Source organism: Actinophytocola glycyrrhizae, from assembly GCF_042653545.1.
In the GTDB taxonomy this organism is placed as follows: domain Bacteria; phylum Actinomycetota; class Actinomycetes; order Mycobacteriales; family Pseudonocardiaceae; genus Actinophytocola; species Actinophytocola glycyrrhizae.
On sequence record NZ_JBHSIS010000002.1, the window covers coordinates 773280 to 795870 of the forward strand.

The 22591-nt window shown below is 72.9% G+C and carries 22 protein-coding genes; 10 read left to right on the forward strand and 12 right to left on the reverse strand.

The annotated features are described in order from the left end of the window. The first annotated feature begins 11 nt into the window (after positions 1–11). A complete protein-coding gene (locus ACFPCV_RS03540; protein WP_378054389.1) occupies positions 12–995 on the forward strand; it encodes a LacI family DNA-binding transcriptional regulator in 984 nt (327 codons plus the stop codon). Here the strand turns inward: ACFPCV_RS03540 and ACFPCV_RS03545 are convergent. The 8 genes from ACFPCV_RS03545 to ACFPCV_RS03580 all read right to left on the reverse strand — a co-directional run bounded on the left by ACFPCV_RS03545 (position 982) and on the right by ACFPCV_RS03580 (position 9678). Further along, on the reverse strand, positions 982–2448 hold the full coding sequence (locus ACFPCV_RS03545) for an aldehyde dehydrogenase family protein (protein WP_378054391.1): 1467 nt from the start codon (positions 2446–2448) through the stop codon (positions 982–984). The genes ACFPCV_RS03540 and ACFPCV_RS03545 overlap by 14 nt on opposite strands. After that, the gene (locus tag ACFPCV_RS03550; protein ID WP_378054393.1) at positions 2445–3527 is read right to left on the reverse strand and encodes a C45 family autoproteolytic acyltransferase/hydolase; all 1083 of its coding nucleotides are present in this window, start codon (positions 3525–3527) and stop codon (positions 2445–2447) included. Before ACFPCV_RS03550 ends, ACFPCV_RS03545 begins: the two co-directional genes overlap by 4 nt. Beyond that, the gene (locus tag ACFPCV_RS03555) at positions 3524–4498 is read right to left on the reverse strand and encodes a P1 family peptidase (protein ID WP_378054395.1); all 975 of its coding nucleotides are present in this window, start codon (positions 4496–4498) and stop codon (positions 3524–3526) included. The genes ACFPCV_RS03550 and ACFPCV_RS03555 overlap by 4 nt, the downstream gene beginning before the upstream one ends. After that, the gene (locus tag ACFPCV_RS03560; RefSeq protein ID WP_378054397.1) at positions 4495–5244 is read right to left on the reverse strand and encodes an ABC transporter ATP-binding protein; all 750 of its coding nucleotides are present in this window, start codon (positions 5242–5244) and stop codon (positions 4495–4497) included. The genes ACFPCV_RS03555 and ACFPCV_RS03560 overlap by 4 nt, the downstream gene beginning before the upstream one ends. After that, positions 5241–6179 (reverse strand): ABC transporter ATP-binding protein, encoded by a 939-nt coding sequence (locus ACFPCV_RS03565; protein WP_378054399.1) that lies wholly within the window; start codon positions 6177–6179, stop codon positions 5241–5243. The genes ACFPCV_RS03560 and ACFPCV_RS03565 overlap by 4 nt, the downstream gene beginning before the upstream one ends. Further along, positions 6176–7006, reverse strand: a complete 831-nt coding sequence (locus tag ACFPCV_RS03570) for an ABC transporter permease (protein ID WP_378054401.1) — start codon at positions 7004–7006, stop codon at positions 6176–6178. Before ACFPCV_RS03570 ends, ACFPCV_RS03565 begins: the two co-directional genes overlap by 4 nt. Beyond that, positions 7003–7974 carry an ABC transporter permease gene (locus ACFPCV_RS03575; RefSeq protein ID WP_378054403.1) on the reverse strand — a complete coding sequence of 324 codons (972 nt, stop codon included), beginning with the start codon at positions 7972–7974 and terminating at the stop codon, positions 7003–7005. The genes ACFPCV_RS03570 and ACFPCV_RS03575 overlap by 4 nt, the downstream gene beginning before the upstream one ends. 87 nt (positions 7975–8061) lie before the next feature. Beyond that, positions 8062–9678, reverse strand: a complete 1617-nt coding sequence (locus ACFPCV_RS03580; RefSeq protein ID WP_378054405.1) for an ABC transporter substrate-binding protein — start codon at positions 9676–9678, stop codon at positions 8062–8064. 226 nt (positions 9679–9904) lie between these two features. Between ACFPCV_RS03580 and ACFPCV_RS03585 the strand changes: the two genes are divergently transcribed. Genes ACFPCV_RS03585 through ACFPCV_RS03595 form a run of 3 tightly spaced genes read left to right on the forward strand, consistent with a single transcriptional unit; the run spans position 9905 to position 13038 of the window. Next, a complete protein-coding gene (locus ACFPCV_RS03585) occupies positions 9905–11827 on the forward strand; it encodes a primary-amine oxidase (RefSeq protein ID WP_378054407.1) in 1923 nt (640 codons plus the stop codon). Next, entirely contained in the window at positions 11820–12401 is a 582-nt protein-coding gene (locus tag ACFPCV_RS03590; protein ID WP_378054409.1) for an FMN-binding negative transcriptional regulator, read from the forward strand. Before ACFPCV_RS03585 ends, ACFPCV_RS03590 begins: the two co-directional genes overlap by 8 nt. Positions 12402–12411: 10 nt before the next feature. Then, positions 12412–13038, forward strand: a complete 627-nt coding sequence (locus ACFPCV_RS03595; RefSeq protein WP_378054411.1) for a class I SAM-dependent DNA methyltransferase — start codon at positions 12412–12414, stop codon at positions 13036–13038. A gap of 87 nt (positions 13039–13125) precedes the next feature. On the opposite strand, the gene ACFPCV_RS03600 is transcribed toward ACFPCV_RS03595, so the two are convergent. Then, on the reverse strand, positions 13126–14286 hold the full coding sequence (locus ACFPCV_RS03600) for an acyl-CoA dehydrogenase family protein (RefSeq protein WP_378054413.1): 1161 nt from the start codon (positions 14284–14286) through the stop codon (positions 13126–13128). Next, the gene (locus ACFPCV_RS03605; protein ID WP_378054415.1) at positions 14283–15386 is read right to left on the reverse strand and encodes a CaiB/BaiF CoA transferase family protein; all 1104 of its coding nucleotides are present in this window, start codon (positions 15384–15386) and stop codon (positions 14283–14285) included. Before ACFPCV_RS03605 ends, ACFPCV_RS03600 begins: the two co-directional genes overlap by 4 nt. Positions 15387–15496: 110 nt before the next feature. Between ACFPCV_RS03605 and gabT the strand changes: the two genes are divergently transcribed. Next, positions 15497–16864 carry a 4-aminobutyrate--2-oxoglutarate transaminase gene (gabT, locus tag ACFPCV_RS03610; protein ID WP_378054417.1) on the forward strand — a complete coding sequence of 456 codons (1368 nt, stop codon included), beginning with the start codon at positions 15497–15499 and terminating at the stop codon, positions 16862–16864. 72 nt (positions 16865–16936) lie between these two features. On the opposite strand, the gene ACFPCV_RS03615 is transcribed toward gabT, so the two are convergent. Continuing rightward, entirely contained in the window at positions 16937–18346 is a 1410-nt protein-coding gene (locus ACFPCV_RS03615; protein WP_378055020.1) for a PucR family transcriptional regulator, read from the reverse strand. A gap of 135 nt (positions 18347–18481) precedes the next feature. Here ACFPCV_RS03615 and ACFPCV_RS03620 point away from each other — a divergent pair, with 135 nt between their 5' ends. Continuing rightward, complete coding sequence (locus tag ACFPCV_RS03620) at positions 18482–18613, forward strand: hypothetical protein (protein WP_378054419.1); 132 nt, start codon at positions 18482–18484, stop codon at positions 18611–18613. 77 nt (positions 18614–18690) lie between these two features. Beyond that, a complete protein-coding gene (locus tag ACFPCV_RS03625; protein ID WP_378054421.1) occupies positions 18691–19356 on the forward strand; it encodes a phosphoribosyltransferase in 666 nt (221 codons plus the stop codon). Here ACFPCV_RS03625 and ACFPCV_RS03630 read toward each other — a convergent pair. Beyond that, a complete protein-coding gene (locus tag ACFPCV_RS03630; protein ID WP_378054423.1) occupies positions 19347–19535 on the reverse strand; it encodes a hypothetical protein in 189 nt (62 codons plus the stop codon). The two genes, ACFPCV_RS03625 and ACFPCV_RS03630, sit on opposite strands and share 10 nt — an antisense overlap. A gap of 146 nt (positions 19536–19681) precedes the next feature. Between ACFPCV_RS03630 and ACFPCV_RS03635 the strand changes: the two genes are divergently transcribed. The 3 genes from ACFPCV_RS03635 to ACFPCV_RS03645 all read left to right on the forward strand — a co-directional run bounded on the left by ACFPCV_RS03635 (position 19682) and on the right by ACFPCV_RS03645 (position 22587). After that, positions 19682–21544 (forward strand): LamG-like jellyroll fold domain-containing protein, encoded by a 1863-nt coding sequence (locus ACFPCV_RS03635; protein WP_378054425.1) that lies wholly within the window; start codon positions 19682–19684, stop codon positions 21542–21544. A gap of 218 nt (positions 21545–21762) precedes the next feature. Beyond that, positions 21763–22263, forward strand: coding sequence for a YbaB/EbfC family nucleoid-associated protein (locus tag ACFPCV_RS03640; protein ID WP_378054427.1), 501 nt, complete (start codon positions 21763–21765; stop codon positions 22261–22263). Between the two features lie 6 nt (positions 22264–22269). Continuing rightward, positions 22270–22587: a WXG100 family type VII secretion target gene (locus ACFPCV_RS03645; protein ID WP_378054429.1), complete on the forward strand. Its 318-nt coding sequence runs from the start codon at positions 22270–22272 to the stop codon at positions 22585–22587. The last annotated feature ends 4 nt before the right edge of the window (positions 22588–22591 follow it).

Here is a 22591-nt window from a genome sequence, read left to right on the forward strand (position 1 = left end):
ATGGTGGCTTCGTGAGTACGGACGAGCCGGTCACCCTGATCGCACTGGCGCGCGCGGCGGGGGTGTCGAAGACGACGGCCTCCGACGCGCTGCGCAACTCCGGACGGGTGTCGGAGAAGACGCGGCGGCACGTGGTGGCGGTCGCCAACCGGCTCGGGTACTCGCCCAACCCGTCGGCGCGGTCGCTGCGGCGGGCGAGCACCGGCGCGATCGGCCTGCACCTGCCGGAGGTGCTGACCCGGTCGGAGTACTACATGTCGTTCGTGTTCGGTGTGGTCGACCAGGCCGCGCGGGAGAGCTACGACGTCACGCTGATCACCTCGGGCGGGGTGCCGACGCGGCGGGTCGACGGGCTCGTGCTCGGCGACCCGCTGGAGACCGACGCCGTGGTGCGCGGGCTGATGGCCTCGCACGTGCCAGTGGTGACGTGTGAGCGGTTCACCGGCGACGCCGAGCCCGCGGGGGTGGTGCTGTCCGACCACGCCGCGATGTTCGGTGAGCTGCTCGACCACCTGCACGGCGCCGGGGCGCGGCGGATCGCGCTGCTCGCGTCGAGCGCGGTCACCGACTGGGGCGCGACCCTGCAGCGCGCCTACCGCGACTGGTGCGGCGGGCACGGCATGCCGGAGCGGCTGCGTGACCTGCCGTTCGGGTCCTCGACCGAGGCGTTGCGGAGCACCGTGCGCGCGCTGCTCGACTCCGACCCCGGGATCGACGCGCTGGTGTGCGCGCCGGACGGCGCGGCGGTCGCCGCCGTGCCGGTGCTGCGCGCCGCGGGGCGGCGCATCGGCGACGACCTGCTGCTCGCGTCCTGTGTGGACTCCTCACCGCTCGCGCACGCCGACCCGCCGGTCACCGCGATCGACCTGCGGCCACGCGATGCCGGTGCGGCGTGCGCACGGCTGCTGTTCGACCTGTTCTCCGGCGCAGCCGAGCAGGGCACCGTGCGCGCCCAGCCGATCGGGCTGGTGAAGCGCGCTTCTACGGGAGCGTGACCACCCCGTCGACCCGCCGGGGCAGCCGCCACGGGTTGCCGGCGCGCAGCGGCGGCGGCAGCGCGGCGTCCGGCACGTTCTGGTACGCGACCGGCCTGGTGAACCGGCTGAGCGCGCCGGCGCCGACCGACGTGGTCGCGGGCCGGGTGGTCGCGGGCCACGGGCCACCGTGGTGCTGCGCGCCGGTGACGGCGACCCCGGTCGGCCAGTCGCCGACCGTGACCCGGCCCGCGAGAGCGGTCAGCCGCTCGACCAGCCACGGCACGTCCTGGTCGTCCTCGCCCGCCATGACCGCCGCGGCGAGCGTGCCCTGCAGCTCGCCCAGTGCGTGCTCCAACTCGGCGCGGTCGGCGTACTCGGTGACGATCGCGACCGGGCCGAAGCACTCCTCGAGCAGGCGCGAGCCGCTGCGGAGCTTCTCGATCGGCGCCGAGAGCACGGTCGTCGGTGTGGTCCATCCGTTGCCGGGTCCCGGCGCCTGACCGGCGACGGTGCCACCGGCGGCGACGAGTTCGGCCAGCCCGGTCGCGGCCGACGCGGCGATCTGCTCGGTGAGCAGCCACGCCTCCGGCGCCAGGTCCACGAGCGCCGCCGCCACGCGGCCCGCCATGCCACTGCCCGCCGGGACGAACAGCAGGCCCGGTTTGGTGCAGTACTGGCCGGTGCCCCTGGTGAACGACTCGACGAACCCGCGTGCCAGTTCGTCCGCGCGGGACAGCGCGGCGGCGGTGACGACGACCGGGTTGACGGTGCCCATCTCCGCGAACACCGGGATCACCACGTCCCGCTCGTTCGCCAGCCGCCACAGCGCGAGCCCGCCGCGCTGCGAGCCGGTGAACGCGACCGCGGCCGTGTGCGGCGAGGCCACCAGCGCGCCGCCCGCCTCGAACCCGCTGACCAGCGCGAACCAGCCGGCGGGGAGCACGTCCGCCGCGAGCAGGCGCAGGCGGGCGGAGAGGACCGGCTGCGCGGGGTTGGCCTTGACGACGACCGGGCAGCCCGCGGCGAGCGCGGCGGCCGTGTCGGTGCCGAGCACTCCGAACAGGAACGGGAAGTTGCTCGCGCCGAACACCGCTACCGGGCCAAGCGGCACCCCGGTCCTGGCGAGCCGCGGGGCGCCGGTGTCGATCGTGACGTCCAGGTAGGAGCCCTCGACGGCGACGTCCGCGTGGTAGCGCAGCTGGCCTGCGGCGCGGCCGATCTCCATCCGCAGCCGTTCCTCGCCCAGGCCCGTCTCGCGGTCGGCGAGCGCGACCAGCTCGTCGGCCCGTCCTTCGAGCGCGTCGGCGAGCGCACGCAGCAGCCGGGCCCGTTCGACGGGTGGGGTGGCGGCCACCCCGGGTGCTGCGGCCGCGGCGGCCGCCAGCGCGGTGTCCACTTCGAACGGCGTGCTGACGGCGACCTCCTCGACGGCGGCACCGGTCCTGGCGTCGTAGCTGACATCGACGGTCACAGCGTCTCCTTCGCCGACAGGGACTGCCACGTGTCGGCCGACACGCGGCACGGGCCGCCCTCGTGCACGTCGATCCGGCGGGCGGCGACGTCGATGCTGATCGTCGCGAGGCTCGCCCACCTGGTGTGCGGCGGCAGCGCCGGGTCGGCGTGCGCGCACAGCGGGGCGCCGTCCGGACCGTGTACGAGCAGCGCGGTGGCCCGGTCGGTGCGGTCCTGCGCGTTCAGTGCCGAGGTGCGGGCACGCAGTTCCGCGAGGCGGGCGGCGGTGCTGGACTCCGCCGCCACCGTGCGCTCCCCCGGCGCGAGCACCGGGTCGAGGAAGTGGTTGGTGTGCAGCAGGTTCCCGTCGACGGCCGGCAGCTCGGCGACCCCGGCGGGGCTCAGTTCGAGGCAGCTCGCCGCGTCTGCGGTGACCACGGTCAGCACGCTCGACGCGGACAGCCGCGCGGACCGCGCCACCGCCACCGCCTCCTCCACAGTGGACGTCTCGGCGAGGATGCGCCGCGCGACCACGTGCACCGGCACGCCGATGCCGGGGTGGTCGCTCGCGTGCCGCAGCACGTTGAAGTGCAGGCCGAGTCCCGCGCTGTTGACGCCGATCTTGGCCGCGATGCCGAACTCGGTGAACGTGCACACCCGCAGACCTGGCCGCACCTCCAGGTCACGGAGCAACATGACGTCGGCGAGGGTGTCGTGCCAGTCCCAGGTCTGCACGGTCCTCGGCGTCACGCCGCCGCCGGGCAGGGCGACCGACGTGGAGCACTCGCCCTCGCCGCCGACGGCCGCGGCGGCGAGGATCTCCGTGCGCCCGTTGAGCGCGCCGAGCAGCCACGGTTCGAGCCCCGCACCCGCCGCGACGCCCTCGATCTCGTCGGCGATGCCGGGCGCCCAGTCCCTGGTCGCGGCCAGGGCGGCGGCGCCCCAGTCGCGGACCTGCCCGCCCCGCACCCCGTGTGCGGCGAACAGGTCCACATAGGACGCCGCGGTGCGGGTGAGCTCCGCCCGCCACGCCGCGCCCAGGGCCCTGCCCTGTGCCGATGGCGACGGTTCGCGGGAGGTGTGTACCGGAATGGTCATGCCACGCTCGACAGCACCGCGTCCCACGCGACCTCCGACGCGAGCGCACCGAGCCCGGCGCCGGTGCCGGTCAACTCGACCTCGTCGGTGGTGAGCGCGAACAGCGTGTCCCCGTCGAGCTCGGTGTGGAACGGCTGGATGGCGCGGTGCATGGAGCTGTGCACCTGGGTGGCGAGCTGGTTGAGCGAGTAGTCGGTGAGCCTGACGTTCGTGACGAGCACGGTGAGTGTCGTGTTCCCGGCCACCGTGTTCGTCGGCACCGGTGACGCGTAGTCCAGTGCGGGCAACCGCCGTTCGCCGGTGTCGGCGTGGTAGTTGCCGCGCACGACAGCGCCGTCGCGGTCGACCACCACACCCACCGCGTTCACCACGGTCACGACCAGCACCTTCGCGTCGCCGAACGTGCCGAACGCGGCGCCCTGCCCGGCGAACTCGGCCCGGTCGTAGTCGATCTTGCCGACGGACACGGCCCGCCCTGCGCCGCACAGCCCGACCGGGACCTGGCCCTCGACCGCGTTGCGGAACGCGGCCCTGCCCAGCGCCGCGTCGGGTGCGATCGCGTTCTCGCGGGTGGAGAAGTCGTACACGACGGCGCCGGACACGTGCGCGAGCGCGGCCCAGTGCGTCCGGTTCTCCACGTGGTGCAACAACTCCGTGTTCACCCCGGCGGCCGCCGCGAGCCCGTACACCGAGCCGCCCGCGAGCACGACCGCGTGGTGGAAGGGGTAGCCGCCGGACAGCCCGACCGCGCCACCGCGCGCGTCGACCGCGGTGCGGGCACCCTTGGGCACATACACCACGGTGCAGCCGGTCGGCCCCTCACCGTACTCGGCGGTGCCGACGCGCACCCCCGGGAAGTCGTAGGGGACCACGTCACGGCCCGGGCTCGGCTGTGGTGCCAGCGGCAGGTCGTCGTTGGTCAGCGCACCGGGCGCGAACCGGGACCGGACAGCCAGACGAGGCTCGTTCACAAACCCTCCACCAGTTGACGTGAGTACTCGTGCCGCGGGGTGCCGAAGAAGACGTCCGCGTCGGCGGTCTCGACCACCTCGCCGTGCCGCATCACCGCGATCCGGTCCGCCACGTACCGCACCGCGGCGAGGTCGTGGCTGATGAACAGCGCGGCGAACCCGAACTCGTCCCGCAGGTCCTTGACGAGGTTGAGGATCTGCGCCTGCACGGACACGTCCAGCGCGCTGACCGCCTCGTCGAACACCACGAACGGCGGCCGGGTGATCAGTGCTCGCGCGATCGACACCCGCTGCCGCTGCCCGCCGGAGAGCTCGTGCGGGAACCGGTGCGCGAACGACGCTTCCAGCCCCACCTGCTCAAGGCTTTCCCCGGCGCGCCGTGCCAGGTCCGCCTTGTCCGTGCCGCCCAGCACGGCCAGCGGCTCGGCCACGCACTGCCCGACCCGCATCCTCGGGTCGAGCGACCACTGCGGGTGCTGCAGCACCGCCTGCATCCGCCCGGCCAGCTCGCGCCGCCGCTTCGGGAACGGCCGCCCGTCGAACCGCACGGTGCCGGTGCTCGGCGCGCACAGGCCGAGCGCGACCATGCTCGTGGTGGTCTTGCCGGAGCCGGACTCCCCCACCAGCCCGAGGATCTCCCCCTCGGACAGTCCCATGGAGACGTTCCGCATCGCGTGCACCTGCTGCCGCCGCCACGGCGGACCGGTCTGGAACACGACGCCGACGTCGGCCAGTTCGAGGATCACCGGCCCACCGCCACGGTCGCGCGGTGGCACAGCACCTCGCGGTCGCCTGCGACGACCAGCGGTGGCCGGGAGCCGCACAGGTCCAGCGCGTCCGGGCAGCGTGGCGCGAACGCGCACCCGTCGGCCGGGCCGGTGAGCACCGGCGGCTGCCCCGGGATCGACGTGAGCCGCTCCCCCCGCGCCGCCGCGCCGGGCACCGCGGCGACGAGCGCCGCCGTGTACGGGTGCCGGGGCGCGCCGAACACGCCGGCCGCCGTGCCGGACTCGACCACCCGGCCGCCGTACATCACCGCGATCCGCGAACAGCGTTTGCCGACCGCGGGCAGGTCGTGGCTCAGCCACAGGATCGTGGTGCCCGCCGCGGCGGCCAGCGAGAAGATCACGTCGAGCACGTCGTCGCGGATCTGGGCGTCCAGCGCCGCGGTCGGCTCGTCGGCGACCAGGATCTCCGGTTCGCACGCCATGGCCATGGCGATCGCGACCCGCTGCGCCATCCCGCCGGACAGCTGGTGCGGGTAGGCCCGCGCCACCCGCGCCGGGTCGGACAGCCGCACGCGGTCCAGGTGGGACAGGACGTCCCCGCCGCGTCCGCGCAGGGCGAGCGCGACCTGCTTGCCGACGCGCATGGTCGGGTCGAGCGAGCCGATCGGCTCCTGGAAGACGAACCCGAGCCGGTCCCGCCGCAACGCCCGCAACGCCTTGGGGCGCAGCCGGTGCACCTCCGCCCCGTCGACGCGGACCGCTCCCGAGGTGATCCGCGCCGACGAGGGCAGCAGGCCGCCGACAGCGGCGCCCAGCGTGGACTTGCCGGACCCGCTCTCGCCGACGATCCCCACTGTCTCCCCAGCCGAGACAGTGAGGGTGGCGCCGTCCAGGGCACGGACGCCGTTCTCGTAGTCGACGGCGAGCCCGTCGACCTCAAGCACAGGTGTCATGTCAGCGACCGCGCCTTCCTGGGTTCGAGGCCGTCCCGCAGCCCGTCGCCGAAGACGTTGACCGCGAGGATCGCCACCACGAGCACGACCCCGGGCGTCACCACGAGCCACGGCGCGGCGAGCAGGTAGGTGCTGCCCTGCTGGATCAGCGCGCCGAGCGAGGACCGCGGCGGCTGCACACCGAACCCGAGGAAGCTCAGCCCGCCCTCGACGAGGATGCCAACCGACAGCGCGTACGTGCCCTGGACCGCGACCGTGCCGGACACGTTCGGCAGCACGTGCCTGGTCAGCACGCGTGGCCACGCGGCCCCGCTGATGATCGCCGACGTCACGTAGTCGCGCTGCGACACGGTGACCGCGGCCGCGCGCACCAGCCGCGTCATCAGCGGGATGGTGATCAGCACGACGCTGCACACGGTCGCCGCGAGCCCCGGGCCGATCACCGCCGCGACGAGGATCGCGAGCACGATCGTCGGGAACGAGTACAAGACCTCGACCAGCCGCAGCACGACCTCGCCGACCCAGCCGCCCCAGTACCCGGCGACGAGGCCGAGCGCGGTGGCGAGCACCGCGGTCACCAGCACGGCGACCGTCGAGAGCAGCAGCGTGGTCCCGATGCCCTCGAACAGCCTCGGCAGCAGCGACCGGCCGAGCTGGTCGGTGCCCAGCCACCACTGCGCGCTCGGCGGTGCGAGCCGCGGCCCCACGATCGCGTCCGGTCGCCCGCCGATGCCGAACACCGTGCCCACGACGGACACGACCACCAGCACCGCCAGTACCACCAGCCCGGACCTGGTCAGCCAGTCGGCCCTGCGCCACCACCTCATGCGGTCCTCCCCCGCGCGGCCGTGCCGAACCGCGGATCGAGCACCCCGGCGACGGCATCGGTGAGCGCGTTCATCACCACGAACACGACGGCGGCGAGCAGGACGCCCGCCTGCACCACCGCGTAGTCGCGCCTGCCGACCGCCTGCACGACGTAGGACCCGATGCCCGGCAGGTTGAACAGGTACTCGATGATCACCGCGCCGCCGAGCAGGTAGGCCGTGACCGCGCCGAGCACGGTGACCACGGGGATCGACGCGTTGCGCAGCACGTGCCGCACGACGATGAACGCCGGGCTCTCACCACGCGCGACCGATGCCGCGATGTAGGGCTCCACCAGTACGTTCAGCACCGCGTCGCGGGTGGTGCGGGCGGTCACGGCGATCACGAACACCGAAAGGACGGCCGCAGGCAGCACCACCGCACGCAGGTTCCCTGCGGGGTCGGCGCCGAGCGGGACCCAGCCGCCGACCGTGAGACCGAGCGCGTAGCGGGAGAACAGGAACACCACGAGGCTGCCGAGCACGAACTCCGGCACGCTCACCCCGAGCCCGCTCGCGAGCCGCCCGAGCGCACCACCGCCCTTGCGGCCCGCGCGGATCGCGGTCCACACCCCCAGCGGGACACCGAGCAGGAGCGCGGCGGCCATGCCGAGCAGTGTCAGCTCGGCGGTCACCGGCAGCCGCAGCCCGAACTCGGTCGTCACGGGTTCGCCGGTGATCATCGAGATGCCGAAGTCGCCCCGCACGGCCGCGCCGACCCAGAGGCCGTACTGGACGACGATGCCCTGGTCGAGGCCGTACTTCGCGGACACCTCGGCCTTCTCGGCCGCGGACGCGAACGGCCCGAGCACCACCTCGGCGAACCCGCCCGGCATGAGCCGGGACGCCGCGAAGATCAGCAACGAGATCAGGAACAGGGTGACGACCGCGCTGAGCACCCGCCGCAGCCACCACGAGACCAACCGCACCGGTCCACCTCCCTCCCGCTCGATTGCCATGAAAGACGCTTTCGGGACGCTCAGTGCCCCGAAAGCGTCTTTCGGGGCACTGAGCCGTTACTTGGTCAGCAGCCGGTAGTCGGCGATCGCGCGCAGCAGGTTGCCGTAGCCCTCGTTCTCGTACAGGGTCGGGCTCACGGCGTCGGTCCGGTACCCGACCAGCGCGGGGCGCGTGACGAGCGGGATCATCTGCGCGTCCTCGTCGACCGCGGTGCACAGGTCCCGCAGCGCACCGGCCCGGTCCTGGCCCTCCGGCGTGGCGATCGCCGTGTCGAGCACCTGGTTCAGCTCCGGGTTCGGTTTCATGAAACCGAGGTTGAACACCGCCTTCTCCGGGTTCCACCACTGGGCGACCATGCCCGCGCTCGCGTACCCGGCGAACCACGACATCGCCGCGTCGAACGTCGCGGGGACCTCTCCGTAGACCCGGCCGGCCCAGCTGCCCTCGTCGAGCTGCTCGATCCGCACGTCCACGCCGATCTCACCCAGCTGCTGCTGGATGACCTGCGCGATCACGGGCGCGGGCTCGGTGGAGAACACGGCCAAGGAGAACGACAGGTCCTCGGCACCTGCCGCCTTCAGCAGCGCCTTGGCCTCGTCGATCGAGGCGGTGGCCGACGGCAGCGCGGCCGGGTCGCACGAGCCGGGCAGCCCGGCCGGGGTCACACCGGTGGGCTTGCCGAGCCCGTTGAGCGCGGTCCTCGCGATCGCGTCCCGGTCCATCGCGATGTTGATCGCCTTCCGCACCCGTTCGTCGGCGAACTTCCCGCCGGGCGCGTTGCTGTTCAGCATGAGGTAGTAGAAGTCGGTCGTGGACTGGTTGCCGACGGTGGCGCCGCGGACGCCGGTCAGCAGCTCTGGCGCGTCGACGTTGCCCAGCGCGACCAGGTCCGCGCTGCCGTTCTGCAGTGCCGCGATCCTGGCCTGCTCCTGCGGCGCGATCGTGATGTTCACCTGGTCCACGCCTGGCTTGTCCTCGGCCCAGTAGCCGTCGTGGCGCGTGAAGGTCCAGGAGACGTCCTGGCGGTGCGACTCCACGACGAACGGGCCGGTGCCGAGCATGGTCCTGGTGAGGTCGAGCGACCCGTCGGTCACCTCCTTCATCGGCAGCACCGCGGCCGGGGTGTTCGCGAGCGCGGCGAGGAACGGCGCGTACGGAGTGGACAGTGTCACCCGGACAGTCTGCGCGTCGACCGCGGTGACCGTCTCGACCGGACCGATCTGCGCGCGCCACACGCCCTGCCCTGCCATCAGCCGCTCGAGGCTGCCGACCACGTCCTGCGCGGTCATCGCCCGGCCGTTGGAGAACGTCACGCCCTCGCGCAGGTGGAACACGTAGGTGGTGTCGTCCGGGGTGTCCCAGCTCTGCGCGAGCGCGGGCTGGGCGGTGAAGTCGGGGCCGACGGTGACGAGCGTGTCGTACACCAGCGACATGAGCTGCCACGATACCGCGACGTCGGCCAGTTGCGGGTCGAGTCCGCTCGCCGCGCCGCTGTCGACCGGGATCTGGATGTCGAGCTCGCCGCCCGCGCCCACCGCGGGGTCGGCCACCGCGAGGTAGCCGGGGGTGGCCGCGCCACCCGCCTGCTGGTCGGCGGGTGCCGGGGAGCACGCCGCCGCCACCAGCGCGGCGGTCGCGGCCGCCGCGAGGAGGAACGTCTTCGGGATCCGCATCGGACCTCAGCTTTCTCGGGGGTGACGCCGCGTAGTCGGGGCTGGACCGCCGGAGGATGCCGGAACGTTCCGACATGGGTGGTGATTAAACGGCCGCACCCTGCTCGCGTCAAGGCTCAATGTGCGGGTCCGGCCCGATCATTGACCTGATCGAAACACCGGGCTAGCCTCCTGACCCAGTTTGCCGGAACGTTCCGGCGTCCGGCAGGAACCCAAGGAGCCGCAGGTGACCGACAGTCGCGACAGCCACCCGCTCACGCCTCTGCGCGCCGAGGAGATCACCGACATCAGGAAGATCCTCGAGGCCGCCGACGTGCTCCGTGCCGCGACCCGCTTCTCCTACCTCGGCCTGTCCGAACCGGCGAAGGCGGACGTGGCACGGTACGAGCGCGACGGCACGGCCGTGCCCAGGATGGCCCGCGCGCTGCTGCTGGACGTCGAGACCGGTGCGGCCGAGGACGTGCTGGTCAGCCTCACCGAACGGGCGGTCGCGCGCCGCACCCCGGTCGACCCCGCGCTCGGCCAGGTGCCGGTCCTCGTCGAGGAGCACGAGCTGGTCCGCGAGATCATGGCGAAGGACGATGGCTGGCGTGCCGCGCTGCGCGCACGGGGCATCGACGAGCCGACGCAGGTCTACCTCGCCGCGCTGTCGGCAGGCCGCTTCGAGTCCACCTCCGACGGCCACCGGCGGATGGTCCGCGTGCTGGCGCACTGGCGGCCCGAGGAGTCCACCATGGTCTGGGCACACCCGGTCGACGGCCTGGTCGCCTACGTCGACCTGATCGCGCGGACCGTGGTGGAGATCGTCGACACGGGCGCGGTGCCCATCCCGGCCGAGTCCGGCGACTACGACGACCCCGCCGTGTCGGGCCCGATGCGCACGACGCAGCGGCCGATCGAGATCACGCAGCCGGACGGCCCCAGCTTCACGCTCGACGACAACGTGCTGCGGTGGGAGAACTGGCACGTGCGGCTCGGCTACGACATGCGGGAAGGCCTGGTGCTGCACCGGGTCTCGTTCCGCGACGGCGACCGCGACCGGTCGGTGCTCCACCGCGCCTCGGTGGCCGAGATGGTCGTGCCCTACGCCGACCCCGGCCCGATCCGGTTCTGGCAGAACTACTTCGACACCGGCGAGTACCAGCTCGGCAGGCTCGCGAACTCCCTCGAACTAGGCTGCGACTGCCTCGGCGAGATCACCTACGTCGACGCGGCGGTCACCGACGGCGCGGGCGACCCGACGACGATCACCAACGCCATCTGCATCCACGAGGAGGATGCCGGAGTGCTCTGGAAGCACACCGACCCGGCCAACGGCAGCAGGCAGACGCGGCGGCAGCGGCGGCTGGTGGTGTCGTTCTTCGTGACGGTCGGCAACTACGACTACGGCTTCTACTGGTACTTCTACCTCGACGGCACGATCGAGCTGGAGTGCAAGGCGACCGGCATCGTGTTCACGGCACGCCACGACGAGCGGATCGCGCCGTACGCGTCGGAGGTGGCGCCCGGGGTCGCGGCGCCCTACCACCAGCACCTGTTCAACGTGCGACTGGACATGGCGGTCGACGGCGACGTCAACGCGGTCGACGAGGTCGAGGTGGCACCGGTGCCGATGGGTCCCGCCAACCCGCATGGCAACGCGTTCCGCCGCAGCGCCAGACGACTCGCGACGGAGTCCGCCGCGGCGCGGCTGGCGGCGCCGGAACGCGGCCGGGTGTGGCACGTCGTGAACCCCGCGCGGCGCAACCGCCTCGGCGAGGCGCCCGGCTACGTACTGACCCCGCAGGGGCTTCCGGTGCTGATGGCGGCGGAAGGATCGGCCATCCACGGCCGGGCCACGTTCGCGACGAAGCACCTGTGGGTGACCCGTTTCGACGACGCCGAGCGCTTCCCGGCCGGGGACCTGGTGAACCAGAGCCCGCCCGGCCAGGGCCTGCCCGCGTACACGGCCGCGGACCGCGACATCGACGGCGCGGACATCGTCGTGTGGCACACGTTCGGGATGACGCACTTCCCCCGACCGGAGGACTGGCCGGTGATGCCGGTCGACACGTGCGGGTTCACCCTGAAACCGTCGGGTTTCTTCGACCGCAACCCCACCCTCGACGTGCCGCCGCCCGCGAGCGCGCACTGCCACCACCATGCATGAGTTCCCGCGCTACGCAGCCCCCTCCCCCGCGGCTGTCGCGGACCTGGTGCGCAGGAACCCGTTCGCGCTGGTGGTCTCGGGCGGCTCCCCGCCGGTGGCGACGCACACCCCGGTGATCCTGCCCGGCCCGTCGCTGGACGGTGCCGTGCTGCTCGGCCACATGGCGCGGGCGAACCCGCAGTGGCGGTCGTTCGGTGCCGAGGTGCTGGTGGTGTTCTCGGGCCCGCACGGCTACGTGTCCCCCACCGCGTACGGCTACACCCCGGCGGTCCCGACGTGGAACTACGCGGCCGTGCACGTGACGGGCCAGGTGGAGGTGATCACGGACCGCGCGGGAACCCTTGCCGTGGTGGAGGAAACGGTGCGGGTGGCGGAGTCGTGGCGCGACCCGCCGTGGGACATGACGACGTCGCGGACGACGTTCGAGTCGCTGATCGACGGCGTGGTGGCGTTCCGCGTCCACGTGCGGACCGTCCACAGCAACTTCAAGCTGAGCCAGGACATGCCGCCGGACGTCCGCGCCAGGGTCCGCGCGGACCTGCCCAGGGAGGTGGCCGGCCTGATGCCGGACTAACGTCGGCGGCATGAGCTGGCTGGCGAACACGAGGACGTCGTACGACGCGGTCGCGGAGCACTACGCCGACCAGGTCCGCGGCAGCCTGTCGACGAAGCCGTACCTGCGTGCGATGGTGATGTTGTTCGCCGACCTGGTGCGCGGCGCGGGCGACGGCCCGGTCGCGGACGTCGGCTGCGGTCCCGGGCACGTCACGGCGTTCCTGCGGGACCTTGGCCTCGCCGCGTTCGGCGTCGACCTGTCACCCCGGATGGTCGAGGTGGCCCGCCGGGAGCACCCCGACGCGCGGTTCGAGGTGGGCTCCATGACCGAGCTGGACCTCGCCGACGACTCGCTCGCCGGCCTGCTCGCGTGGTGGTCCCTGATCCACCTGCCCGACGACGAGGTCGCGATCGCACTGGCCCACTTCCGGCGGGTGCTGCGGCCACGGGCCCCGCTGATGATCGGGTTCCACGAAGGCAACGGCACCACCCTGAAGACCGACGGCTACGGCGGCCACCCGATGAACGTGCACGTCCACCGCCGCCCACCCGCCCGCGTGACGGCGTGGCTCCACCAGGCGGGTTTCGCGGTCGAGGCGAGCGTCACCCTCGATCCGGCCGGCCGCCTGCCGGGCGCTGTCCTGTTCGCCCGCTGAACAGCTGCGGCCGAGGTCGTCGGAGCGCGCGGGCGGCGGGTGCGTGCCGGGCGAGACCCGCTCGTGCCGGCTACGCCTTTCCATCGCTCAACGATATGCGGGCACCCCGGTCAGGGCCTGGCCGATGGCCAGTGTGTGGATTTCCGCGGTGCCCTCGTAGGTCAGGACCGACTCCAGGTTGTTCGCGTGCCGGAGTGGGGCGTACTCCAGCGAGATGCCGTTCGCGCCGAGGATGGTCCGGCACTCGCGGGCTATGGACAACGCCTCGCGGACGTTGTTCAGCTTTCCCACGCTCACCTGTTCCGCGCGGATGCGCCCGGCGTCCTTCAACCGGCCCAGGTGCAGCGCCAGCAGCATCGACGTGTTCAGTGACACCGCCATGTCCGCCAGTTTCCGCTGCGTCAGCTGGAAACCGCTGATCGGTCTGCCGAACTGCACTCTGGTGTCCGCATAGGACAGTGCGGCGCGGAGGCAGTCGCGGGCCGCGCCGACGGCGCCGAACAGGATGCCGAACCTGGCCTCGTTCAGGCACGACAGCGGTGCCGACAGGCCGGTGGCGGCCGGGAGCCGGGCGGTGTCGGGCAGGCGGACGTCCGCGAGGTGCAGCTCCGAGGTCACCGACGCGCGCAACGACAGCTTGCCGTCGATGTCGCGCGTGGTGAATCCCGGCGTTCCCCTCGGCACCAGGAACCCCCGGATCCCCTCCTGGGTGGTCGCCCAGATCGTCGCCACGTCCGCGATGCCGCCGTTCGTGATCCACGTCTTCGTGCCGTTCAGCACCCAGTCATCGCCGTCGCGGACCGCTTTCGTGCGCATCCCGGCCGGGTCGCTGCCGTGGTCGGGTTCGGTCAGGCCGAAGCAGCCGATCGCGGTGCCCGCCGCCAGCCGGGGCAGCCACTCCTCCTTCTGTTCCCGCGAGCCGTACCGCCAGATGGAGAACATCGACAGGGAACCCTGCACCGACACGAAGCTCCGCAGACCGGAGTCCGCCGCCTCCAGCTCGAGACACGCCAGGCCGTAGCCGGTCGCGTGGACACCGGCGCAGCCGTAGCCCTCCAGGTGCATGCCCAGCAACCCGAGCCTGCCCAGTTCCGGCGCCAGCTCGCGGGGGAACCGGCCGTCGCCGAACCACTCCGCGACGTGGGGGCGCACCCGGTCCGCGACGAAACCCGCCACCGTGGACTGGATGTCGCGTTCCTCGTCGGTCAGGACCGTCGGGATGTCCAGCAGGTCCAGGGGGTCGGTCATGGCAGCTCCTCGTTGTGTTCGCCCAGCCTCGGTGGGCGGCGGCGGTACTCGGGCGGGGTGCGGGACAGGCCGATCGGGTTGGCGACCACGTCGAGCCCGTCCAGCGGCACCGTCGGGGCCAGGCCCAGCCGCGCCGCCAGCTCGAACGCGCCGGCCACGTCGTTCACCGGGCCGCACGGCACACCCAGCGGGGTCAGCAGGTCGAACCACTCCGCCGCCGTACGGGTCACCAGCCGGTCGGTCAGCAGCGCGGCCAACGACGCGACCTGCGCGACCCGTTGCGCGTTCGTGGCGAACCGGGGCTCGGGCGGCAGGTCGAGCGCCGCGCACAGCCGCGCGAACTGCCGGTCGTTGCCGACCGCGAGGACCATCGGGACGTCGGCGGTCGCGAACACCTCGTACGGCGCGATCGACGGGTGCCGGTTGCCCATGATCCCCGGCACGACCCCGCCCATCGTGTAGCCCGCGCTCTGGTTGACCATGCTGGACAGCAGGCAGCTCAACAGGTTCACCTCGACCAGCTGCCCCTCGCCGCTGGTCTCCCGCTCCCGCAGCGCGGCGAGGACGCCGACCGCCGCGTGCAGGCCGGTCAGCACGTCGACCAGTGCCACACCGGTCTTCACCGGCTGTCCCGGTGCCGGGCCGGTGACGCTCATCAGCCCGCCGACCGCCTGCAGCAGCAGGTCGTAGCCCGGCAGCGTGGCGCCCTCGCCCGTGCCGAAGCCGCTGACCGAGCAGTACACCAGCCGCGGGTTGAGCTCCCGGGCCTCGGCGTAGGACAGGCCCAGCCGCGCCATCGTGCCGGGGCGGAAGTTCTCCACCAGCACGTCCGCCGACCGCACCAGCGACCGCACCCGTTCGGTGTCGCGCCGCAGGTCCAGCGCCACCGACCGCTTGTTGCGGTTCACGGCGAGGAAGTACGTCGCGTCGTCGCCCGCGAACGGCGGGCCCCACGCGCGGGTCTCGTCGCCGGTGTCCGGGTGCTCGACCTTGATCACGTCGGCGCCGAGGTCGGCGAGCAGCATCGTGGCGTATGGCGCGGCGAGGACGCGACCGAAGTCGGCGATCACCACACCGGACAGAGCGTTCACACCCGTCATCCTGCGCGACCGGACGACCGGACGCAGTGGCCGAGATGTCCACCCGCCGATCTCCGAACACGCCGGTTCGGCCATCGCCGGAGGTCGCGCGAGGTGGTTGCGTCCCGGGCATGACCGTGACTCCTGAGCAGTTCCGGCGCGTCCACACCGACGTCCCCGGCCCGCGTTCCCGTGCACTGCTCGACCGCGCGGGCGCCGCGCTGCCCGCCGGGCTGGGTTCCGTGCTGCCGGTGTTCGTCGAGGCCGCGGGCGGCGGCGTGGTCGTGGACGCCGACGGCAACTCGTTCATCGACCTCGGCAGCGGGATCGCCGTCACGACCGTCGGCAACGCCGCGCCCGCCGTTGCCGAGCGGGCCGCGGCGCAGCTGCGCCGGTTCACGCACACCTGCTACCTGGTGAACCCGTACGAGTCCTATGTGGAGGTGTGCGAGCGGCTCAACGCGCTCGCCCCGGTGCGCGACGCGCGGACCGCGTTGTTCAACACCGGCGCGGAGGCCGTGGAGAACGCCGTGAAGGTGGCCCGCGCGGCGACCGGCAGGCCCGCGGTGGTCGCGTTCGACCACGCCTACCACGGCCGGACGCTGCTCACCATGAGCCTCACCGCCAAGAACACGCCGTACAAACAGGGTTTCGGCCCGTTCGCGACCGAGGTGTACCGGGCACCGATGGCCTACCCGTACCGGTGGCCGTCCGGGGCGGACCGGTGCGCGGAGGAGGCCACCGCCGCGCTGACCGAGCTGGTCGACCGCCGGATCGGCGCAGGCAACGTGGCCGCGGTGGTGGTGGAGCCGATCCAGGGTGAGGGCGGGTTCGTGGTGCCCGCACCGGGGTTCCTGCCCAGCGTCGCGCGGCTGTGCCGCGAGCGCGGCATCGTGCTGATCGCCGACGAGGTGCAGTCGGGGATCGCACGCACGGGCGCGTGGTTCGCGTGCGAGCACGAGGGCATCGAGCCGGACCTGGTCACCACCGCGAAGGGTCTCGGCGGCGGCCTGCCGATCGCCGCGGTCACCGGCCGGGCCGAGCTGATGGACGCGGTGCCCGCAGGTGGCCTCGGCGGCACGTTCAGCGGCAACCCGGTCGCGTGCGCGGCCGCGCTCGGCGTGTTCGAGGAGATCGAGACACACGACCTGCTGGCCCGCGCACGTGCCATCGGCGACACGATGCTGACCGCGCTGCGTGCCATCGCCGAGGAACACGCCGTGGTCGGCGACGTCCGCGGCCGCGGCGCGATGGTGGCGATCGAGCTGGTCGGGCCCGGCACGACACCGGCACCCGAGCTGACCGCGCGCATCGCCCGGCGCTGCCACCGCGACGGCGTCCTCGTCCTCACCGCTGGTACCTACGGCAACGTGCTGCGTTTCCTGCCCCCGCTGTCCATCCCGGACGCGTTGCTCGCGGAGGCACTGACCGTGCTGCGGGCGGCGGTGGCCGCCGAAACCGGCAGGTCCGGCGCGTTCACGGCACAACGAGTGCCGTGAATGGGCCGTTCAGGGCGCCCAGCGCCCTGAACGCGCCTTTCAGGGCACGACCACGGACACCACGTCATGGAGTCACACCGAGGTCAGCGCGAGGAGCAGCTCGGCGCGGACGTGCGCGTCGTCGAGGTCCACGCCCAGCAGCGCGCGGATCCGGTCCATGCGGCCGCGCAGCGTGTGCCGGTGCACCCCGAGCGCGGCGGACGCGGCCTCGGTGTGCCCGTTGTGCTCCAGGAACGCCAGCAACGTGCCGGAAAGTCCGGTGCCGTCGAGCGGCCGCAGCCGGGTCGCCGCGACCCCGGCGAGCACGGCCCGCGTCGCCGGTGCGGCGGACAGCACGTGCCCGGCGAGCGCGTCGAACCGGACCAGCGGCACGTCGCGGGCGCGCGCCACGTCCGCGGCCGTGACCGCCTGCCGCAACGCCGATGGCAACCCGGCCGGTGCGCACACCGCCGACCGCCCGGCGTGCCCTGGCGTGCGCACCTCGACCCCGGCGGGTACCACCACGACCGCGCACCCCGCGCGTTCGGTCGCCAGCAGCGGGAACCCGGACAGCGCCCGCTCCGCTGCTTCGAACACCGCCACCGGCGGCGCGTCGCGCACGGCGAGCACCGCGAGTTCGTCCGATGTGGACAAGCCGGCGGCCCCGGCGCCGACCACCCCGTCGAACAGCAGACCGGCGAGCGTGCCGCCCAGCCGGTTCAGCTCGTCGCGCGGCCGCTCGCGGTCGAGCGCGATCAGCGACACCGCGTGGCCGAGCAGCAACCGGTCCGCTGCCGTGGTGGCGGCGTCGGTCACCAGCACCAGCCTGCCGTGCACGCGCCGCCCGACTCGCACCACCTGTCCGGCGACTGACCCGTCCGGGCCGACGCTGGCGGTGCCGTCGGCCGGTGGCGCGGCGAGCACCTCGGCGATCCGCGTGTCGTGGTCTGGCCGCAGGCCGTGCGCCGCAACCGGTTCCGTGCCGCGTGGCCCGAACAACGCGGCCCCGCCGCCGGTGACGGCCGCCAGCTCCCGCACCACCGCGGCCGGCCCGCCACGCAGCGCCGCGCGCGTCATGGCGAGCTGGCCGCGGGCGGCGCGCGCCGTGTCCTCGTACTCCAGCTCCGCGAGCCGCGCGCTCACCGCCTTCGTGATCGCGACGAACGGCGTCGGCAGCGGCACCTCCAGCAGCGGGAGACCGAGCCGGTCTGCGGTGTCCACCAGCACCGCGGGCACCCGTTCGAACGACAGGCCGACACCGAACCCGAGTGCGGCGACCCCGGCGGTGACCAGGCGTTCCACGTGGGCACGCCGGTCGGCGGCGGCACGCGGCAGCCGCAGGCCGGTGGTCAGCAGCAGTTCACCGCCGTCGAGCCACGGCACCGGGTCGGCCAGGTCGATGCTGTGCGCCCACGAGATCCGCCGGTCGAGCGCCTCCTTCCCGGCCAGCACGGCAAGACCCAGCTCGTGCCGGTCCACCAGCCAGCGCACGGGAACGTCCATCTCCACCACGGACAGATCCTCACCCGGCCACGTGTCGCCGGTCCACTTGACACCGCGAACCGGCGGCGCAGTAGTGTCCAGTTCGAGCGTGACGTGTGGGAGCGTTCACGTTCGACAGGGGAACGGGGAGGAACCATGTCCGAACAAAGCGTGATGACCACGCCGATCTTCGACGAACTGGTCAACGAGCTGGGCAGCCGTCCGGAGGGGGAAACCACGGCGAACCAGCAGGAGCAGGACGAGGACCGGCCGCGCGACGACCGCTGACCTGACTTCTGGAGCGGTCCGGCAGGTGACCGGCCTCTCGGGGATTACCCGTGGGGGCGGCCGGTTACCCGGTAGGCATGCGCACGATCACGAGAACGACCACCAGCACGAGGTTCGTCGACCGCGAGCACGCGGGCCGGGAACTGGCAGGTGTGCTCACCCGGCACGTCCACGACGACCGGCCACTGGTGCTCGCGCTGCCACGCGGCGGGGTGCCCGTCGCCGTCGAGGTCGCGGCGGCCACCGGCGGCGACCTGGACATCGTGGTCGCCCGCAAGATCGGCGCGCCTGGACAGCCCGAGTTCGGGGTCGGCGCACTCGCCGAGGACGGGCCGCCGGTGCTCGACCGGCCCACGCTCGCCGACCTGGGAGTCACCGAGGCGGACCTGACCGAGACGATCCGCAGCGAACGCGCCGAGATCGGCAGGCGCACCCGCCGGTACCGGGACGGCCGGCCCGCGCCTGCCGTGGCGGGCCGCGAGGTGATCCTCGTCGACGACGGCCTCGCCACCGGCGTCACCGCCCGCGCCGCGCTGCGGTGGCTGCGGGAACAGGGGCCGAGGCGGGTCGTGCTGGCCGCGCCGACGTGCGCGGGCCAGGCCGAACGCGAGCTCGCGAAGGAGGCCGACGAGATCGTGTGCCTGCACTCACCGCCGTCGTTCTACGCCGTCGGCCAGGCCTACGCCGACTTCCGCCAGGTCGGCGACGACGACGTGATCCGGCTGCTGCGGGCTCACCGCTGACCGGCCCCGCTGGTCGGGGCCTTCTGACCGGGCACGACACCGAACACGGTCGCCGCGACGAAAACACTCATCACGACGAGCAGGTGGTCCACGTGCACGCCCGGCTGCACCACCTTCAGTGCCAGGTGGACGATCTCCCCGATGAACAAGCGCGTCAGCGCGACTTTGAACCAGGACATGACAGTCGATCCCCTCGACAACCGGACACAGGTCGGCTACCCGACGTTTCTGCTGGCAAACCCGGCCGCCGGACCATCACCTGCCGGCTCGCGAACGTTCCTCCGCACGTCACCCGGCCGCCAGCCACGGTGAGCAGGCTGTGCGCGTGGACACCGCCCCAAGAGCCAACGACATTTCGCGGCGCAGCCTGTTGTGGGCCGCCGCCGGCGCCCCGGTCGTCGCCGCGACCGCGGGCGGAGCAGGCGCCGGGTCGGCCGAAGCCGCCGCGGCCGGTGGCCGCCAGGACCCGGACAGCCCGCGCTTCGCCGTCGCCGTCCTGCCCGACACCCAGTACCTGCTCGACGAGGGCGGGTCGGACCCGGAGCCGGTGCGTGCCGCGCTGGCGTGGCTGGTGCGGTCGCGCGGCGAGGCCAACATCGCGTTCATGACCCAGCTCGGCGACGTCACCGAGCACGGCACCGAGACCGAGATGCGGCTCGCGGACCGTGTGTTCCGGACCGTGGACGGGAAGCTGCCCTACAGCGTCCTCGCGGGCAACCACGACATCCCGTCCGGCGACGACCAGCGCGGCGACACGCCGTACCTGCGCACGTTCGGCCCGCACCGCTTCCGTCGCGACAGGACGTTCGGCGGCGCGTCACAGGACGGCTACCACCACTTCCACGTCGTCAAGGCGGGCGGCCGCCAGTGGCTGGTGCTGGCGCTGGACTGGCGCGCCTCCGACGCCGGGATCGCGTGGGCGCAGGGCGTCATCGACACCCACCCGGCGCTGCCCGCGATCCTCACCACCCACGACCTGGTGTGGGCCGGCGACGACGGGCAGGCGCACCTGTCCGCCAACGGGCAGCGGCTGTGGGACCGGCTGATCCGGCGCAACGACCAGATCTTCCTCGCGCTCGGCGGGCACTACTGGCCGCCGGGGCGCACCACCATGACCAACGACCACGGCAACCCCGTGCACCTGCACATCACCAACTACCAGGACCGCTACTACGGCGGCGCCGGGATGGTGCGGCTCTACCACTTCGACCTCGTCCGCGACGTGATCGACGTCGAGACGTTCTCGCCGTGGCTGCGTGCCAGGGTCGAGAAAGACCCGTCGCTGCTCGAGGCCGAGACGGTGGCGCTGACCGGCGACGTCGACCGGTTCAGCGTGCCGGTCGACTTCGGCGCGCGCTTCGCCGGGTTCGCGCCGCCCGCGCTGCCCGCGCCGCGCCCGCCGCGTGCCGTGATGCCGCGCGGCACCGTCGCGTACTGGCGCTTCGACCGCACCGGCCTCGCGGGCGCAGGCACCGACGGCGCCCCCGTCCCGCCCGGCACGGTCGCGCGTGACCTGACCGGCAACGGCAACGACCTGACCTCGACGCTGCTGCACGCGAGCGGCCCGGCGACGCTCACGTGGTCCGCCGACCACCACGACGACGCGCCCGCGCACGCGAGCCTGCGCTTCGACGGCGGCAAGCAACCCGACCGCGGCGCGGTGCTGCGCACCGGGCCGGGCGCGCCGCTCAACGCCATGCGGTTCGAGTCGGGCTACACGATCGAGACGTTCCTGAAGCTGCCGTCGCCGTTGGTCGGCGACCACGCGTGGATGGGCATCCTGAGCTGGGAGGGCCGCGCCGGTGACGCGGGCAAGCACAGCGGCTGGTCCGACGACGAGCCCACGTGCAGCCTGAACCTCTCCGGTGAGCGGTTCCTGCAGTTCGTCGTGTACCCGGTGCCGGTGGACGCGGACCCGACGTCGTGGAGCCACGCCGTGCCCGTCGGCCGGTGGATGCACGTCGCGGTGGTGAACGACGGCAGGCGCACCACCATGTACGTCGACGGATCCCGGATCGCGAGGAACGCGGCCGAGGAGTCCACCGGCATCGCCACCCTCGGCAAACCGTTCGCGCTCGGCGGCACCCAGTTCGCCGGGTCGTACGGCCAGGGCTTCCACGGCTGGCTCGGCGACACCCGGGTCGTCGCCCGCGCCCTGCGCCCGGACCAGTTCCTCACCGCCCACTGAACCCCCTCCGACCAGCGGTGCCCTGCTCGTCAGGGCACCGCTTTTCGCATGCGTACCCGGTTGATGTCGATCTTGCGGGTTGGGCCGTCCCGGGGACGGGTCGTGTGTGAAGCTGTAGCCGCGCCGCACACGAAGCCGAAAAAGTCGGCATCCGGTGAATCCGAATCGGGCTTCGGTGCGTCGGAGCCCGTGACAGTCCCGCGAGGGGGAAGCAGACGATGTCCGAACACGACGACCGCAGGGCGCAGCTGGAAGCGCGCAACGCCGCCATGCGCGAGAACGTCGCCGCGCTGATGAGCGACCTGCGCCGCCGCACCGCAGGCCTCGCCGAGGCCCAGGCCAAGGCCAACGAGGTCACCGGAAAGGCCACGTCCGAGGACGGGCTGGTGCGTGCCGAGGTGAACCCGGCCGGGGTGCTCACCAACCTCGAGTTCTCGTGGGCGGCGTTCGACCGGTACACACCGGAGAGCCTGGCCAAGGCGGTGCTGCAGACCTCGCAGGCCGCGGCCAGGTCAGCGCGCCAGCAGGTCGAGGGCGCGCTTGCCCCGTTCGCCGAGGAGACGCCGGACCTGTCCAACCTCTTCGAGGGCGCGCCGTCGTTCGCCGACCTGCTGCGCCCGCCCGCCCCCGGCGAGGAGGGCCAGGACGGCACCCGGCCGTCACGGTCGCGGCGCGACGAGGACGACGACGACAACGGCAGCATCTACGGGAGGGACTAGGCGCCCATGCCTGACGGATTCAATGTCCAGACAGACCGGCTACTGCGCGGAGCCGGTGGCTTCGGCAGTTCCGGGGACGCGCTGACCCAGGCGGGTACCACCCTCGGCAGCGCACTGGACGCGCAGGGCGAGTGCTGGGGCGGCGACGAGTCCGGGCAGGCCTTCGCCAAGGACTACGTGCCGAACTCACAGAAGGTACGTGACGCGTTCGGCTCGCTGGCCGAAGCGCTGCACGCGATCAGGACGGCGCTCGAGGAGTCGGCCAACTCCTACGACAACGTCGAAACACAGAGCACCGACGGCTACCGGGCGATGGAAGGCTGAGCAG